Source organism: Bradyrhizobium sp. AZCC 1578, assembly GCF_036924675.1.
Classification (GTDB): domain Bacteria; phylum Pseudomonadota; class Alphaproteobacteria; order Rhizobiales; family Xanthobacteraceae; genus Bradyrhizobium.
In genome coordinates, this window is sequence record NZ_JAZHRZ010000001.1 from 5,546,490 (window position 1) to 5,560,977 (window position 14,488).

General features: G+C 60.2%; 17 protein-coding genes. 8 read left to right on the forward strand and 9 right to left on the reverse strand.

Annotated elements, in window-relative coordinates; all coding sequences use genetic code 11:
* Window positions 1-56: 56 nt before the first annotated feature.
* From V1290_RS26595 to V1290_RS26605, 3 genes are all read right to left on the reverse strand, one after another.
* Window positions 57-506: an ester cyclase gene (locus V1290_RS26595; protein ID WP_334367108.1), complete on the reverse strand. Its 450-nt coding sequence runs from the start codon at window positions 504-506 to the stop codon at window positions 57-59.
* A 119-nt stretch (window positions 507-625) separates the two neighbouring features.
* Window positions 626-1,120, reverse strand: a complete 495-nt coding sequence (locus V1290_RS26600; protein WP_334367109.1) for a hypothetical protein — start codon at window positions 1,118-1,120, stop codon at window positions 626-628.
* Window positions 1,121-1,944: 824 nt separating this feature from the next.
* Window positions 1,945-2,571 (reverse strand): tyrosine-type recombinase/integrase, encoded by a 627-nt coding sequence (locus V1290_RS26605; RefSeq protein WP_334367110.1) that lies wholly within the window; start codon window positions 2,569-2,571, stop codon window positions 1,945-1,947.
* Between the two features lie 610 nt (window positions 2,572-3,181).
* On the opposite strand from V1290_RS26605, the gene V1290_RS26610 reads away from it, so the two are divergent.
* Both V1290_RS26610 and V1290_RS26615 read left to right on the forward strand, forming a co-directional pair.
* Window positions 3,182-4,549: a phenylacetate--CoA ligase family protein gene (locus V1290_RS26610; protein WP_334367111.1), complete on the forward strand. Its 1,368-nt coding sequence runs from the start codon at window positions 3,182-3,184 to the stop codon at window positions 4,547-4,549.
* Window positions 4,550-4,611: 62 nt separating this feature from the next.
* Window positions 4,612-4,995 carry a hypothetical protein gene (locus V1290_RS26615; protein WP_334367112.1) on the forward strand — a complete coding sequence of 128 codons (384 nt, stop codon included), beginning with the start codon at window positions 4,612-4,614 and terminating at the stop codon, window positions 4,993-4,995.
* A gap of 264 nt (window positions 4,996-5,259) precedes the next feature.
* Here V1290_RS26615 and V1290_RS26620 read toward each other — a convergent pair whose 3' ends face one another.
* The 3 genes from V1290_RS26620 to V1290_RS26630 all read right to left on the reverse strand — a co-directional run bounded on the left by V1290_RS26620 (window position 5,260) and on the right by V1290_RS26630 (window position 7,033).
* Window positions 5,260-6,594 carry a serine hydrolase domain-containing protein gene (locus V1290_RS26620; protein ID WP_334367113.1) on the reverse strand — a complete coding sequence of 445 codons (1,335 nt, stop codon included), beginning with the start codon at window positions 6,592-6,594 and terminating at the stop codon, window positions 5,260-5,262.
* Between the two features lie 116 nt (window positions 6,595-6,710).
* Complete coding sequence (locus tag V1290_RS26625) at window positions 6,711-6,932, reverse strand: tripartite tricarboxylate transporter permease (RefSeq protein ID WP_334367114.1); 222 nt, start codon at window positions 6,930-6,932, stop codon at window positions 6,711-6,713.
* Window positions 6,908-7,033 (reverse strand): hypothetical protein, encoded by a 126-nt coding sequence (locus V1290_RS26630; RefSeq protein WP_334367115.1) that lies wholly within the window; start codon window positions 7,031-7,033, stop codon window positions 6,908-6,910. The genes V1290_RS26625 and V1290_RS26630 overlap by 25 nt, the downstream gene beginning before the upstream one ends.
* Window positions 7,034-7,357: 324 nt before the next feature.
* Here V1290_RS26630 and V1290_RS26635 point away from each other — a divergent pair, with 324 nt between their 5' ends.
* From V1290_RS26635 to V1290_RS26660, 6 genes are all read left to right on the forward strand, one after another.
* A complete protein-coding gene (locus V1290_RS26635) occupies window positions 7,358-8,530 on the forward strand; it encodes a branched-chain amino acid ABC transporter substrate-binding protein (RefSeq protein WP_334367116.1) in 1,173 nt (390 codons plus the stop codon).
* A 67-nt stretch (window positions 8,531-8,597) separates the two neighbouring features.
* Window positions 8,598-9,518: a branched-chain amino acid ABC transporter permease gene (locus V1290_RS26640; RefSeq protein WP_334367118.1), complete on the forward strand. Its 921-nt coding sequence runs from the start codon at window positions 8,598-8,600 to the stop codon at window positions 9,516-9,518.
* 55 nt (window positions 9,519-9,573) lie between these two features.
* Window positions 9,574-10,683, forward strand: a complete 1,110-nt coding sequence (locus V1290_RS26645) for a branched-chain amino acid ABC transporter permease (RefSeq protein ID WP_334367119.1) — start codon at window positions 9,574-9,576, stop codon at window positions 10,681-10,683.
* On the forward strand, window positions 10,671-11,483 hold the full coding sequence (locus V1290_RS26650) for an ABC transporter ATP-binding protein (protein WP_334367120.1): 813 nt from the start codon (window positions 10,671-10,673) through the stop codon (window positions 11,481-11,483). The genes V1290_RS26645 and V1290_RS26650 overlap by 13 nt, the downstream gene beginning before the upstream one ends.
* On the forward strand, window positions 11,480-12,202 hold the full coding sequence (locus V1290_RS26655; protein WP_334367121.1) for an ABC transporter ATP-binding protein: 723 nt from the start codon (window positions 11,480-11,482) through the stop codon (window positions 12,200-12,202). The genes V1290_RS26650 and V1290_RS26655 overlap by 4 nt, the downstream gene beginning before the upstream one ends.
* Before the next feature lie 543 nt (window positions 12,203-12,745).
* Complete coding sequence (locus V1290_RS26660) at window positions 12,746-12,961, forward strand: hypothetical protein (protein ID WP_334367122.1); 216 nt, start codon at window positions 12,746-12,748, stop codon at window positions 12,959-12,961.
* On the opposite strand, the gene V1290_RS26665 is transcribed toward V1290_RS26660, so the two are convergent.
* From V1290_RS26665 to V1290_RS26675, 3 genes are all read right to left on the reverse strand, one after another.
* Complete coding sequence (locus V1290_RS26665) at window positions 12,958-13,266, reverse strand: hypothetical protein (RefSeq protein ID WP_334367123.1); 309 nt, start codon at window positions 13,264-13,266, stop codon at window positions 12,958-12,960. The genes V1290_RS26660 and V1290_RS26665 overlap by 4 nt on opposite strands.
* A gap of 637 nt (window positions 13,267-13,903) precedes the next feature.
* A complete protein-coding gene (locus V1290_RS26670) occupies window positions 13,904-14,071 on the reverse strand; it encodes a hypothetical protein (protein WP_334367124.1) in 168 nt (55 codons plus the stop codon).
* Between the two features lie 6 nt (window positions 14,072-14,077).
* The gene (locus tag V1290_RS26675) at window positions 14,078-14,374 is read right to left on the reverse strand and encodes a hypothetical protein (RefSeq protein ID WP_334367125.1); all 297 of its coding nucleotides are present in this window, start codon (window positions 14,372-14,374) and stop codon (window positions 14,078-14,080) included.
* Window positions 14,375-14,488 lie beyond the last annotated feature (114 nt).

Genomic DNA, 14,488 nt, shown 5'->3' on the forward strand with positions numbered 1-14,488 from the left:
CGGCTTTCAATAGTAGCGTGAAGCCGCCCGCCTCTGAATTCACCCAAGTCACAGAATCATACGTGTCCACAGTTCGAGCGTTGCCCCCTCAAACCCAGCCAAGTTGCCTTAAAGCCATGCCAGAATGCCAGATCTTCGTCACGTGGCTGATCTTGTCGTCGGTGAATTGCATCACGTAGACGTAGTCTGAAGTGGTTTTTTTTGCCGGTTGGCTCACACGGACCACCGGGACCGGTATGAGTACCTGAAAAGATGGCATAGGCAGCGACGTTGCTTCGTTCAGTATCGGTAGCGAAGGATTTCACCTCGTAGCTGCTGTCCGGCATAGCGGTTGTTACCCCCGTCATCCAATCCGCGTATTCCGCAAGCGTTTTAATATCTGCAAGCGGTTCGGCCTGAGCGGCGAAGGTCGCGTTTGGAGCACAGTAAGCCTTGCAGATTTCCCAGCCCTTTCCAGTCTCGCAGGCGGCAAAGAAATCATTGGCAATTGCCGTGATCGATGCCATGAGCGGTTCTCCTTTGTATTTGTTGCAGACTTGGCTTGAAATGAACTAACCGAGGGACTTCCACGTTAACGCCGCGCAATCGTGGTCCCGATTTACCTAAGTTTGCCGGGCCCGCCGCATTACTCGTTCACGCACAACTCGCCGCGAGCGTGCGATTCAAATCCGCCGCCTTGCCGGCCGATGCCGGTGAGAAAAATGAGCCGGCCGGTGGAGTTGCTAAATCGATCGGTTCCCTTGACGATCCTATCCAGTTGGCTGAAGGCCAGCGACTCGGTGTCGTAAATACCAGCAGTGGTGGTTGTGAATGTCCCGCCTTTTGCCGTGACGACCACCGTTCCCGCGTAAGATTGCTGTGTTTTGGGCAACGAAGGCAGTCCTGCCGTTTCGGCCATTCCGTGCGCCGTGAAAAACCACGTTGCGCCGCCTAGAGCGGGCTCATTACTCATCACTGTTCCGACGGTGCAAAGGTCGATCTGGCTTGAGCAACCTACTTTGGTCATCTGAAGCGCAATTGTCGCCTCAAAGTTTCGGCACTGCGCGGGCTGTTGTGCGAAGCCGGCGCTCGTCGAAAGTGATAGTGCAAGGATCAGGGTTGAAAGAAAGGCGGTTTTCATCATGCCCTCCTTTTCTGCTGGATGTGCACTCTACATCTGATTGGAGGGGTAAACTAGAGCGCGCCAGCGCACCCTTCCAATTAGGCCGCTGCCAGTCGTAAGTCAGCAATGGGTCTTGGGTCACGAGCATCGCCCGTCCACACGGCGATGCGCAACTGTACGAGAGATGAAGGAGGGCCCTTCGGGATCGGCAATCAGGTGTCGATCTCAAGCCGCCGCAAGCCGCTCGTCAAAAGCAATGGTGGTGAACGTTGCGGAAACGCCGGGACACGATCCTGGCAGGCACGGTTGAGAGAGGCGAGCGTAAGCGAGCCGCTGCAGAAGTGTCGAAAGCGGATTAGGCGATGTCAGAACCGGGGGGTGCCCCTTCATCCGGCATCAGCTCGGGAGATGCCTGAAATTGCCCGATCGGCATCCGGCATGTAAGCGGCGCGAAGCTCAACCAGGCTCTTGTACAGAACGTGAGAACCTACACGGCGATGCCAACGGAAAAGGCACAAGCGGCGCCAACCGCGAGGCCAAAAGTACCGATGCGCCGGTTAGGGGCGGACTGCTCCGTAGTAGTGACGAAGCGGGGTAATGCCCGTGGAGCGAAGGGAGCAGCTCACCGCCGTGAGCTCGGGTCAACCGGATCATACCGGGAGGAGCCCGAATGTTTAGCGGAAGGCGGCAGCCTTCATGCGATGGCACGAGCCGGATGACGCGAGAGTGTCACGTACGGATCTGCGTGAAATTCCCCGGGCCGACTCGGCAAAAGCGCCGCTGACCGAATGTCTGGTTCTGGCGCGGAAGCGACCACGGCTCGTGTTGCCGCTGGTCGACGATCAGAGCTCGATTTGCTCCGCAATATTTAGAGCGTCATCCACCTCAACTCCTAGATATCGGACGGTGCTCTCCAGCTTCGTATGGCCGAGGAGGAGTTGAACGGCGCGAAGGTTACCTGTCTTGCGGTAGATCTGAGTGGCCTTCGTACGCCGCATCGAATGGGTACCATAGGAGATTGATTCCAAACCTATGCTATCAACCCAGCGATGCACCAGTCGAGAGTATTGTCGGGTGGATAGGTGAGGACGTGCATGCAGTCTGCTGGGGAAGAGATGTCGAGAGCCGGTCGTCCGGATCGATCGTAACCAAATCTCCAAGGAAGTCCTCGTCTGCTCCGTAATCTCGAATTGCACGGGTCGGCCTGTCTTCTTTTGAACGACCGTCGCTCGAACTCGGACCCTAGCGCCCGAACATACTTCGTCGACACGCAGTCTGACCAAATCACACGCGCGAAGCTTGCTATCTATCGCCAGATTGAACAGGGAGAGGTCTCGCCACATCTGGGCGACCTCCAATCGAACGCGAATGGACCAAACGTGCTTGGGCTGAAGAGGCTTTTTCTGGCCGACAAGCAACCCCTTATTCCATGGTATTGGACGGCTTTTGCAAACAGGACAAACATGCATGGCGGGTTCTCCGCCAACCCGCCCGGCCGCGTCGCTCAATAGCGAGCACGGTATTATAGCGACGAATACCTCTTGATCTCACCCAGCTGCGATTTCAGGACGACAGGTTTTGGCGCAAGCCGGACATTCGGCCGGACCCGCTCCGCACGCACATCAAAGAATGCACGTTGGCGTCATTCGAGCAGCCGCGTGGCGTCTCGTCCATCCGGATGCGATAGGGCGCGCCGCCCGTGGTCCGGTCGGGCGGATCAGGCCCAACCGGATCTCGGCTTTCACCTAGTCGTGAGTTGGGTCCGCTGCCTGCGCGGGTCTACATCAAGGGCGGGTTGATCGAGACGGTCTCTCGCGCCACGAGCGCCAGAAGGACCTGAGTCGACAGTGCCAGTGCCCGACGGGGCCAGCGCCGACAGTGCCAGCGTCCTAGCGGCCAGAGAAAGCGAGCATCAACCTCCGCGCCCCACGCGGCGCAAGCGCTTGCGCCGCGAGTTGGGCGCGGTTGGTTAGTTATAGGCCGTTTTCGTCTGATGATCCTGTAAGCCTTCGCGAGCATCTTGCGCGGTGGTGCGACGTGAATGTCATCGCCACGCGCTCGCCTGCTGTGGGTTCTGTCATGAGCGAAAGCATCTCATCGGTATTGCTCGATGCGCATTGCGCAAGAAGGCAAGGTCTCAATGCCATCGCCCAGCGACAACGCGCTCGGCTTGGCGAGGTCGTCGCCCTCGCTCGCGCCAACTCGCCCTATTATCGCGAACTCTATCAGGGCGTACCGGAGCGGATTGAGAGTTCGTCCGTGCTGCCGGTGGCTAATAAGCAAGAGCTAATGCGTCATTTTGACGACTGGGTCACCGATCGCGAAGTTAGTTTCGCGGCAGTGCGAGGGTTCGTCGATAACCCTGAGCTGATCGGGCAGCGTCTCCTTGGCAAGTATTCCGTGGCAACCACTTCGGGCAGCACCGGGACACCCGGAATATTTCTGTTGGACACACTCAATTGGACGGTCACTCTCGCTTTTTCGCTGCGCATGATAATGGGCTGGCTTCACGCCAGCGACATGTTTCGTCTCCTCGTCCGCGGCGGCCGCGCGGCGTCGGTGCTCGCGATGGGCGGCCATTACATCGGCGCAACCAGCTTTGCTGCAATCCGCCCAAAACGGTCGGCGCGCCGATTACGGGCGCTTCCGGCGCAGGTGCCGTTGCGCAATCTGGTCGCCGAACTCAATCGGTACCGCCCGGCTCTGCTCATCGGATACGCCAGCGTCCTGGCACTATTGGCCGCCGAGCAGGATGCCGGCCGCCTGCATATTCAGCCGGTGCTGGTTCTTCCGACTTCGGAAGAGCTTTCGCAGGACGGATACGACCGGATCGCAAGGGCATTCCACGCCAAGGTCCGGACCGTTTACGTCGCGACGGAATGCCTGTTCATGGCCATCGGCTGCGAACACGGTTGGTACCATGTCAACAGCGATTGGGTGATTCTCGAGCCCGTCGATGCGAGCTATCGGCCGGCTCCGTCCGGCGAGGAGTCGCATACGGTTCTCGTGAGCAACCTCGCCAATCGCGTGCAGCCGATCCTCCGCTACGATCTAGGCGACCGCATCCTGCAACGACCTGATCCTTGCCCTTGCGGCAACCCGCTTTCGGCGATCCGCGTGCGGGGTCGCACTGCCGACATCCTCACCTTCCCAACCGAACGCGGAGAGAAAGTCGCAGTGCCACCGCTCGCGCTTGAGATCGATCATGTACCCGGTGTGGAGTTGTTTCAGATAGTGCAGACTGCGCCAACACAATTGCGCGTTCGCCTACATCCCGCAGCCGACGCTGACCCAAATCGGGTTTGGCGGGCGGTGCATTCCGAATTGACCAAGCTGTTGAATGAGCATGGGCTTGGTCACGTGTCTGTTGAGTTGGCCGCCGAACCGCCAGTTCCATCTTCCGCCGGAAAGTGCCGCACCGTCATCCCACTGGTTTCGAGCGCTTGAAGACGCATGAGAGCTTAGGCGGATCGCGCTGCTGCTAAGTGGCCCTAACGAGAGCCAAGGTTATGAAACTAACCTATACGGATTCACGGGATGGAAGGGTGGTTATTGGGTTCACCGATGAGCGCGGTAAACACGAAATCGCTCTAAGCACAGTAGAGACGGCAGACCTTATCGGTGCGTTGAGGACCTCGTTAGAGGAGGCGATTGGAAGTCCGGCCGCAGACAGCATGGCCATTCCCGGCATTGAACGAGTGCGGATCGTTGAGACTGCGGAAGAAGTGGTTTTCCGCGTTTATATGAATGATCGCATTTCCCATGATTATCTGGTTCCGAGAGGAACCGTTCTTGCGGATGAGCTTCGGATGCTGGCAGACCGGATGGAGGCGCGCAATTCGGCAAAGGCCACACATCCATCGCCCGATGCCCAAAAGGGCAAACTGAATTAGTGGATGGCGCGTGCTCACAATCGCGACCCTTCTGCAATTTCTAAGTGGTGTCTGCTTAGCTCCCACGAGCGTCGGAAAAGCGGACATCGCGGCCAGGGCCAACAGCAAACATTCGCCGACGTCATTCAATCACCTCGTAGGCGCGGACGGGTAACGAGGGCGGCACGGTAAGCCCATTTGCCAGCGAAAGGGGCCAATTGAATGCGAGGCAGCGAGAAATCGTTGCCTCGCATTCGGAACGCGATGGAGGGCAGGCTGACGGCTTCAGTCCGCGAGCGCCTGATAGACGAGGGCCTTGAACATCTTGCGGTAATAGGCGCGTATTGGGCTCGGGGCCTGTGTCATGTAGACACCGACAATCTCTTCCTGGGGATCGACCCAGAAAAAAGTGCCAGCGTAACCCGCCCACATGAACTCGCCCGCCGAGCCGGGCACACCAGCTACGCCGTCGCCCTGACGCACTGCAAAGCCAAGGCCGAACGTGTAGCCGGGAGTTCCCAGCAGAAGCTCACCCGGCTGGAGCGGCGCCGCGACGCGCGTGCCGAGATGGTCCGACGTCATCAGCTTGATGGTGGAGCGGCCCAATACGCGTACGCCGTCGAGCTCGCCGCCATTCAGGAGCATCTGGCCGAACCGCAAATAGTCTGTGGCGGTCGAAACTGCGCCAGCGCCGCCGGAATCATTCTTCGGCTCTGCCGACACATCGAGCACGCTCGTCTTCAGGCCTGAAGCCGGGTCGACCGGCAGCGGCTGCGCGAGACGCGAGATCGTCGACGACGGCACCCAGAAACCCGAGTCCACCATTTTGAGCGGCTTGAACAGTCGTTCGTCCAAGAAGATGGCAAGCCGCTTGCCCGACGCAGCCTCGACGACACGGCCGAGAATATCGACGGCCATGCTGTACTCCCACATCGTGCCAGGCTGGTGAATTAAGGGCGCCTTGGCGATGCGCTCGACTTGCTCGGCTGGTGTCATGCCGCGGGAGTCGTACTCGATGATGCCCGGCTGGTAGAACTTGGCCTCGACGTAGGCCGCCTTTACCGGCTCGTTCTTGGTGATCTCCGCATAGGCGAGACCCGCGCTATGTCGCAGAAGGTCCTGCACGATGATCGGCCTGGAAGCCGGTACGTTCGTATAGGTGGCCTTACCATCGGGACTAGGGGTTGCCACGCTCACTTGCATGTCTTTGAAGGCTGGCAGGAATTTGGAGATGGGATCGGTGAGCTGGATGACGCCATCTTCGACCAGCATCATCGCCGCCACCGAGACAAGCGGCTTGGTCATCGAGTAAATGCGGAAAATCGAGTCGAGCTTCATGGGCGTATTCGCGCCCTTGTCTTGGAAGCCAATGGCGTCCGAATAGACGATCTTCCCCTTGCGGGCGACCATGACTACCGCCCCTGGCAACTTACCATCGGCAATCTCTTTCTTTAGCACCGAGGTGATGCGCCCAAGGCGCTCGAGTGACATGCCTACCTGTTCAGGCGTTGCCGTGGCGAGGGGCTGGAGTTCGCGCGCGCAAACTGGTAGCGACACTGTCGGGGCGATCATCATCGCAGCCAACGCCGTCGTCGCTGCTAATATTTTCCACCTAGACATGACGTTCCTCCGTGACCGTTCTTGCGAGGACCGAGATCGCTCGATCCGGCAACGATCTTATCGGATATCGTCGCCTTGGGACATGCTTCCGGATAGCCGAACACGCCAGACGGCGGTCACGGCGTCGCCCGGATGACGAATGCCATGATGGTCACGAGCGAGCCGCCGACGTAGGCGTTGTTGGAGGACTCCGACGCGATGATGCCTTCGGGCACGCCGGTGCCGAAACGCTCGGGGTGGCGCGAGAACTTCTTCGCCTGGTCGTAGGCCAGCATATTGGCGGCGCTGCCACCGATCGCCGGCAGCACGCCGATCAGATGCCGACGATTGTCGACCACAGCAGCAGGAACGGACGGCCGACGATTTCGTCGATCACCTTGAGGTGGGAAACCCTGAGACTCGGCCGCACGGCCAGCGCGGCCTCGGGCTCCTTGGGCACTCCTACCTTGTCGCAAGGCGCCAGGACTTCGCAAACAATGATGCGACAAGGATGATCCGGCGGCGTGTGCGGCGCTCCGCCAAATCCAAATTCGTGGGGCGGAGTCCACGGGTGTCTTTGAGGCGCTCCGCAGAAGTGCTATAAACAGTCGTCTGCCCCACGTGATGCGCAATTCTGAGTTGCGGTCACCAGCGTCTTAAAGAGGTCGGCCAAGGCTTGACTAGCCATGGGAAAACGCGAGCGCTAGGCTGCAGCATCCTCCGTCGCAACCGTCCATCCGCGATGTTCGCCGGCTGGGGCAAGACGGACTTGAGGGAGGTCCGCATGAACAGGTTTCTGCCGCTTGCAGCCGCTTTCATTTGCGCCGGGGCCTTGGGCGTTGCTGTCGTGTCGTCGTCCCATGCCAAGGAAAAGATCAAGGTCGGCTTTATCGGTCCGTTGACCGGCGGCACATCCGCCAATGGTCTCGGCGGGCGCAATTCCGCAGATCTCGCTGTGCGACTCCGCAATGCGGATGCAACGGCCAAGTACGAATACGAGATGGTCGCGCTCGACGACGAATGCAAGCCGAATGTCGGCGTTCAACAGGCGACCAAGCTTGCGACCGACAAGGAGATCATCGCGGCTGCGACGCATTACTGCTCGGCGGTGGCCATCGCCACGGTCGACGTTTATCACAAGTTCGGCCTGCCGGTGATCGTGTGGGGCGCGGTCCTGCCCGACATCACCTATCGGAACAAGTATTCCGAGGTGCACCGCGTCAACGGCACGATGATCAATCAGAACGAGCGCAACGCGGAGCTGCTATCGAGCCTCGGCTACAAGACCTTTGCGGTGATTCACGACACAACCGACTACGGCAAGGGACACAACAAGTATTTTAGCGAAGCGCTCGCCAAGCACGGCGGCAAGATCGTCGGCACCTTCGGTGTCACCTCCGACCAGCAGGATTTCAGCGCCGAACTCACCCAGATCAAGTCGCTCAATCCGCAAGCAATCTATTTCGGCGGCTTGACGCCGATCGGCGTGCGCATCCGCGGTCAGATGGACAAGCTCGGGCTGAACACTGTGCTGTTCGATGGAACATCGGGGATCAAGTCCGATTCCTATATCGACGGTCTCGGCAAGCTGGCGGAAGGCTCGCTCTCCTTCATCGAAGGCGCCCCAACGGAGCGGCTGCCGGGTGGAAAGTTCTTCCTGGAGAAATACAACGACCAGAATTACCCGAACCCGCCCGAGGCCTATGGCGGCTTCGCCTTCGCAGCCATGAACCTGATCCTCGACACGATCGAGCAGGTGGGGTCCGACCGCAAGAAGGTGCAAGCAACCCTCAACAAGGTGAAGGATCGCGACTCGATCGTCGGCAAGATCACCTTTGACGACCACGGACAGAACACGGTCGCCCTCATTACCGCTTTCGTGGTCCAGGATGGAAAATGGGTGGTCTGGGAGGACAGCGAATATGTGTCGGGAAAACGCAAGCTTCCGGGCCAGTAGTAGCCTAGGCGGGGGAGCAAAGGTTTAGCACCTTCCCGTCTTGCTCCCGACAGGCTGGAGTCGCGGCATGGATCTGGGGCTGGTTGCCCAGTACACTATGAATGGGCTGATGCTCGGCATGATGTACGCGCTGGTTGCCGTGGGCTTTACACTGTTTTTCGGCGTGCTGGACGTTATCAAGTTCTCGCATGGCGACGTGCTCACGGTCGGCGCCTTCACGGCGCTGGCCTCATTCATTGGACTGCAGAGCATCGGCCTCACCTCCGATGCGGTGGAGCTCCTGGCCATGCTGGTGGCGGCCATCGGCGCCATGGCGTTGTTGGGGGCCTTTATCGCGCGGGCATTCATCCTGCCTTTGCGCTCCGCCCCGGCCCTCAACACACTTCTGATCACGTTGATGCTAGGCACGGTTCTGCGTGAAGCCGTGCGGCTTTTCTATCCCGACGGCGCAAATCCGAAGCCGTTTCCGCGGCTGCTGCCGGCTGACTCCATCAACATCGGCAATTTCAACCTCAGGCTGGACAACGCGATCCTCCTGGCGGCCGGCGCACTTGTGATCGTCGGTCTGCAGCTTCTGCTCAACCGGACAAAGCTCGGGCTCGCGATCCGCGCCGTCGCGCAGGATGAGGAGACAGCCAAGACCATGGGCGTGAACTTCAATGCCATCGTGCTGATTACGTTTGCTATCGGCTCCGCCCTGGCTGCCTTCGCGGGATTGATGAACGGTCTCTACTACAACGAAATCAATTTCGGTATCGGGCTCTATCTCGGCGTGGTGGGATTCAGCGCCGCCATCATCGGGGGGCTCGGCAATATCTACGGTGCGATACTCGGCGGATTCCTGTTCGCCGGGCTGCAGACCATCGGCGCCGTCGCGTTGCCCTTCGCGAGCGCTTACAAGGATGTGTTTGCATTCGCCGTGGTGATCGCGCTCATGGCATGGCGACCGACCGGTCTCATTCCAGAGAAGTTGAGCGAGCGGGTGTGACATGGCGCTTTCGGGGAACGATGGAGGGCGGTCGCTCCTGCCGGGAGCCGCTGCCGTGGTCTTGGTCACGGTATTCCTGATCATCCTCCTGCGGGTCGAAAATCAGAAAGCGATCATCGCGCTGCTGGCCCTTGGTATCGGCGCCGTTGTCGCGGCCAACCGTCTCGGATTGCTGAAGCCCGTTGCGCACAGTTTCAGCGAGCGGGAAGACGCGCTGGGGCTGCTCGCGATTGTCGCGGCGCTCGCGGTTGGGGCGGTCTTCCACGAAGACCATTTCGTCCTGCTGCTTGTCTGCACCGTGGTGCTTTACACCGTCGCGACACTTGGGCTGAGCATCCAATTCGGCTATGCGGGGGTGCTGAACTTTGCAGGCGCCTCGTTTTTTGGCATAGGCGCCTACACCGCTGCCGTGCTCAATCAGCACACTGCCATTCCGCATTTGCTCGTGCTGCTGATTGGCGGGCTCATGGCGGCGCTGATCGGATCGCTCCTCCTGCTGCCCGTCTTGCGCACGCGCGGTCACTACGCGGCGGTGGTCACCATCGCGTTTGCCCTCCTGTTCAAGACTTTTCTGGAGGTAAACGACGTCCTTGGAGGTCCCCAGGGGCTTCAGGTGCGAGGCATGACGATCCTCGGATGGTCGTTCAATGACAATATCGAGATCGGTGGGGTCGAGCTGTCGTTCTATCTCAATTATTTCGTCATAAGCATGATGATCGTGGTCTTGGCTTTCGTGGTCGTACGACGGCTCGAGCGGTCCTGGATCGGCCTCAATCTCGATGCGCTGCGGTTGGACGAGACCGCTGCCGGTTGCTTCGGACTCAATATCGTACGTTGGAAGATAACGGCCTTCCTGCTCGGCAATTTCCTAATCGGCGTTGCCGGCACGTTGCATGGGATGGTCGTCGGCTTCGTCCAACCCAACAACTATACGTTCGCCGACTCGCTCGTTTTTGTATCGATCCTGCTGCTCGGGGGCATCGGCAATCCCTGGGGCGTGGCCGTGGCAACCGTGATCGTCGTCATCGTTCCGGAGAAGCTGCAGGTCATCCAGGAATATCGCTTTCTGCTCTATGCCGCGTTGGTCATGATGGTCCTGCTGTTCCGGCCCGAGGGCCTGTTGCCGCGGCCGGTGCGCAGATATTTCCCCGGATGGCGGCCATGACGCAAAATCCCGCGCCGCGTGAAGAAATGCCGCTGGTGCTCGAGGCACGGGGTTTGACCAGGCGTTTCGGCGGCGTACTGGCTCTCGATCATCTCGACTTCGATGTTGCACGGGGCGAGATTGTTGGCCTGATTGGCCCGAACGGCTCCGGCAAGACCACATTCTTCAACGTCATCACCGGGATCTACAGGGCAGACGCAGGTCACGTGTCATTGGACGGCGCCGAGATTACACGGGCCACCCCGCAAGCCATCTATCATGCAGGAGTGTCGCGCACCTTTCAGCGTTCGCGGCTGTCCCTGCCGCTGTCGATCTTCGACAACATCATGATCGGCAACCACAAGCGCCTGAACCAGGGCCTGTGGTTCAACCTCGTCAGGCGCCAAGCATTCAAGGCCGAATTCGAGGAGAGCTTTGCCAAAGCGCAAGCGCTGGTCGAGGTGTTCGATCCGCCGCTCGCTCGGCGCATGCTGGAGCCGGTCGCGGGCCTGCCCATGATCGACCGCCGCCGCATCGAGATCTGCCGCGCGCTGATCAGCCGCCCCCAGCTGCTGCTGCTGGACGAGCCCTCCGCCGGCATGACGCACGAGGAAACGAGCCAGCTCATGGACGATATATTGGAAGTGCGGAAGCGACTCGACGGGCTTTCGATCGTGATCGTCGAGCATGAGATGGGTGTCATCGAACGCATCACCAATCGCTGCGTGGTGCTCAATTTCGGCCGCAAGATCGCCGCTGGTACATTCGCGGAGATCGCCGCCGACCGAATGGTGCAAGAAGCGTATCTGGGTCTGCAATGACAAACGACGAGGCCAACGCGCTCGTGATCGAAGGCGTCTCCACCGCCTATGATCAGGCCAACGTGCTGGAGAACGTCTCGCTGACGGCAGCGTCGGGCAAGATCACCTGTCTCCTCGGTTCCAACGGCTCCGGCAAGACCACTTTGATCCGCTCGATCCTCGGACTGACGCCACCGAACAGGGGCAGCATCCGATTCGGCGGTGCGGACCTTGCGGGACTCCCGACCCACCGGGTGATCGCGGCCGGCATTGCCTGTATTCCCGAAGGTCGGCGGGTATTCGCGAAGCTCACGGTCGAAGAAAATTTGCGCATCGGCGCTTATCAGGAGACATCGGACGCGGCTGTTGCGCAGCGCTTGGCGCATGTCTATGCCACCTTTCCGCGGCTCGGCGAGCGCCGCGATCAGCTTGCCGGCACCATGTCGGGGGGCGAGCAGGCGATGGTCTCGATTGGCCGGGGACTCATGCGCGCGCCGAAGCTTCTCCTCATCGACGAGCCTTCGCTCGGCCTCGCGCCCATCCTGGTGCGGGAGAACTTCAATATCATCCGCCGCATCAACCAGCAGGGCATCACCGTATTCCTGGTCGAACAGAACGTCCATCAGACGCTCGCGATCTCCGACTACGGCTACGTCCTCTCCAAGGGCCGCGTCGTCGCCGCTGGCGAGCCAGGCGAGCTCAGTCAAACGAAGCAAGTGCACGAGGCGTACTTTGGATAATGGTTCTCACTTGTTGAGCTGATGCGGCGATCTGGTCGGCTGTACGACAGTCAATTGGCCCAACCACGAGGGTGCTGGCGCGCAACACCGAGGGGTTGTTTCGTGCCGCGACCGTCAAAGCAGTACAGCGATGGGATGACATACGCCTCGGATCGCAAAGCAGGTTGCTCCCCAATCGTCGTCCGCTTCGTGTCAAAACCGGAAAAACTCAACGTGAGTATATTTTTTCCGCTTTGCCCCTGAGAGCGGACATTGCGCAATGCAGTCGGCGTGTCCGTTTCAATCGGAGGACATGAGGGTCGATAGCCGATCTCGACCGTCAAATTTATCCAAAGCTGATTGCGTCCAGGCGTGCCGCGCACCGCATGCGGATGCCTGCCCCAATTGCACCCGAGGTTTTGGCATGATTCGGCCATCGTCGGTTCGCTTCGTCCTGAAACTCACACAGCAGGTCGAGTCAGGGACAAAGGCCCGGTGCTCCAGCCCGGGCCTTTGTGCTGGCGTCGCCGCGACGCTGGCGGGCGCCGGAGCAAATGGGCGGGGATGGCAAAACGACTGCGCGGGCCCCTCTGGGGCCGCATGTCGCCGCAGGCGGCGGCCGAGCACCTCTGGGCGCGGAAGGGCTCCGGCGCCTTCGGCTTCGCCCGCGAGCGCGAGGCGTCGGCCTTAACCGGCGACATCGCGCGCTTCTGGTCGAAGGTGAGGGAGGCGCTCGACCGACTGGACGCCAATACGACGACAGACGGCTGGTCGATCTAGTCGGGTCGGCGCGGTGCTTCACCCATCGGGCCTAATGAATCTTTGCCGCACTCGCTGCGCACCTCCGGATCCATCGCATTTAGATCTTCGAGCAGGTGGCGCTCGAATGGATCGCCCACATGCTGAGGCACGCCTGCGGCTTCGCCCTGGGGAATCTCCCCAGATCCACCTACTTGGGAGCGCTCAAATTCCGCGATTGCCGTGCTCTCCTCGTTGGGCTTCTCCGAGAATCCGCGCAGGAAGATGAGTCCGCTGCAAACGATGGCGAGGCCAATGACAATCAGCGCGATACCTAGAGCATCCATTTTTCGACCGCCAAAACGGCTACCAATGAAATGCGAACAGGTTCAAACGAATGGGTCCGGCCAGTCGGTTCGAAATCCGACAGAGAGACGCTTTTGCGCTCGCACTGTGGGAATTAGGACACCATCGGCGGCGCCGCGGCGTGCCCCCGATGCAACGCGAGCGACCAGGAAACGGCGCCGACGTCAGGCCGGATCGGCAGAGCGTAGAGTCGCAATTCCCGGCCCTGGTGACTATGTGAGGGTATGGAGAAGCCGAGAATTAGAGCGCTCCGGCAAGCTCGGCTGTACGGATACCTTATCGACCGAACTGACAGGCTCTACTACCCCGGCGGCAGTCATCCTGTTTGTAGCGTGCAGACTGCGCAGGAGATGGTCAGAGCTGGGTGGCTGGTACGCCGCCCAGATGGCAGATACGAGATTACACCCGCTGGACTGCGCGTGCTGGAATTAGAGCACCCAGCGGCCTGATAAGCCCAGATAGCTGCGAGACGGAGCCTGCTTAGCCCTGACGCCCTTCAAGATCGCCGCCGCCGCGCGTCGGCGCACGCCGCATCTACGGGCGTCGCGGCGAAGGTTCGCGACGACCTGCACGGCAACCTGATGATGCACGTGTTCCGCTCGTGGTGCTTCTGCTCTGTCATATCGCGATGAGCATCTTCACGAGCGAGATGGCACCGAGCACCGCGAGGCCGATGAGGCCGATTGCGATAGCCGGGAAGAGCGCCGCGACGATGAGAGGATGCGGGTTCGCGAATTGTGCGGCGGCCGAGAGCGCGCGGGTCAACGATCTGATAGCGATGATCATCAGGCCCTATGGCTCTCGATCCTGGTCGACGTCGACTGTCACTGTTTGGGTAAAATCGAGGGGGCCGCCGGAGATGGTATGCGACACCTTCCTGACCACGCCGGTAATCAGTCTAGATTCTGGAAATCCCTCGACACCGCCGATCCGGATGCGCTCGCCGTTGCGGATGGTGGCGAACGGCGTGTCTGACACGATCGCGACGCTGTCGGTGTGGCTGTCGCTGCCACTCCAGTGGCGAACGTTAATGACAAGTCTATGCGTGATCTTCTTGATCTTCAGTTCTTCGATTCGCTCTTGGTTCATTGCTTAACCCCCTCGGTTATTGGGCCGCCCCCATTATCAGCGGGCGCCCGCCCGCCGGCAGCGCGGCTTCGGCTCAATCGCCCAGCGCGTCGGCCTTCACTGGCGGCGCGCGCA

Coding starts and splice junctions, on each gene's coding strand:
- V1290_RS26595 (WP_334367108.1), bottom strand. CDS start 506: ATGGCATCGATCACGGCAATTGCCAATGATTTCTTTGCCGCCTGCGAG.
- V1290_RS26600 (WP_334367109.1), bottom strand. CDS start 1,120: ATGAAAACCGCCTTTCTTTCAACCCTGATCCTTGCACTATCACTTTCG.
- V1290_RS26605 (WP_334367110.1), bottom strand. CDS start 2,571: ATGCATGTTTGTCCTGTTTGCAAAAGCCGTCCAATACCATGGAATAAG.
- V1290_RS26610 (WP_334367111.1), top strand. CDS start 3,182: ATGAGCGAAAGCATCTCATCGGTATTGCTCGATGCGCATTGCGCAAGA.
- V1290_RS26615 (WP_334367112.1), top strand. CDS start 4,612: ATGAAACTAACCTATACGGATTCACGGGATGGAAGGGTGGTTATTGGG.
- V1290_RS26620 (WP_334367113.1), bottom strand. CDS start 6,594: ATGTCTAGGTGGAAAATATTAGCAGCGACGACGGCGTTGGCTGCGATG.
- V1290_RS26635 (WP_334367116.1), top strand. CDS start 7,358: ATGAACAGGTTTCTGCCGCTTGCAGCCGCTTTCATTTGCGCCGGGGCC.
- V1290_RS26640 (WP_334367118.1), top strand. CDS start 8,598: ATGGATCTGGGGCTGGTTGCCCAGTACACTATGAATGGGCTGATGCTC.
- V1290_RS26650 (WP_334367120.1), top strand. CDS start 10,671: ATGGCGGCCATGACGCAAAATCCCGCGCCGCGTGAAGAAATGCCGCTG.
- V1290_RS26655 (WP_334367121.1), top strand. CDS start 11,480: ATGACAAACGACGAGGCCAACGCGCTCGTGATCGAAGGCGTCTCCACC.
- V1290_RS26660 (WP_334367122.1), top strand. CDS start 12,746: ATGGCAAAACGACTGCGCGGGCCCCTCTGGGGCCGCATGTCGCCGCAG.
- V1290_RS26665 (WP_334367123.1), bottom strand. CDS start 13,266: ATGGATGCTCTAGGTATCGCGCTGATTGTCATTGGCCTCGCCATCGTT.
- V1290_RS26670 (WP_334367124.1), bottom strand. CDS start 14,071: ATGATCATCGCTATCAGATCGTTGACCCGCGCGCTCTCGGCCGCCGCA.
- V1290_RS26675 (WP_334367125.1), bottom strand. CDS start 14,374: ATGAACCAAGAGCGAATCGAAGAACTGAAGATCAAGAAGATCACGCAT.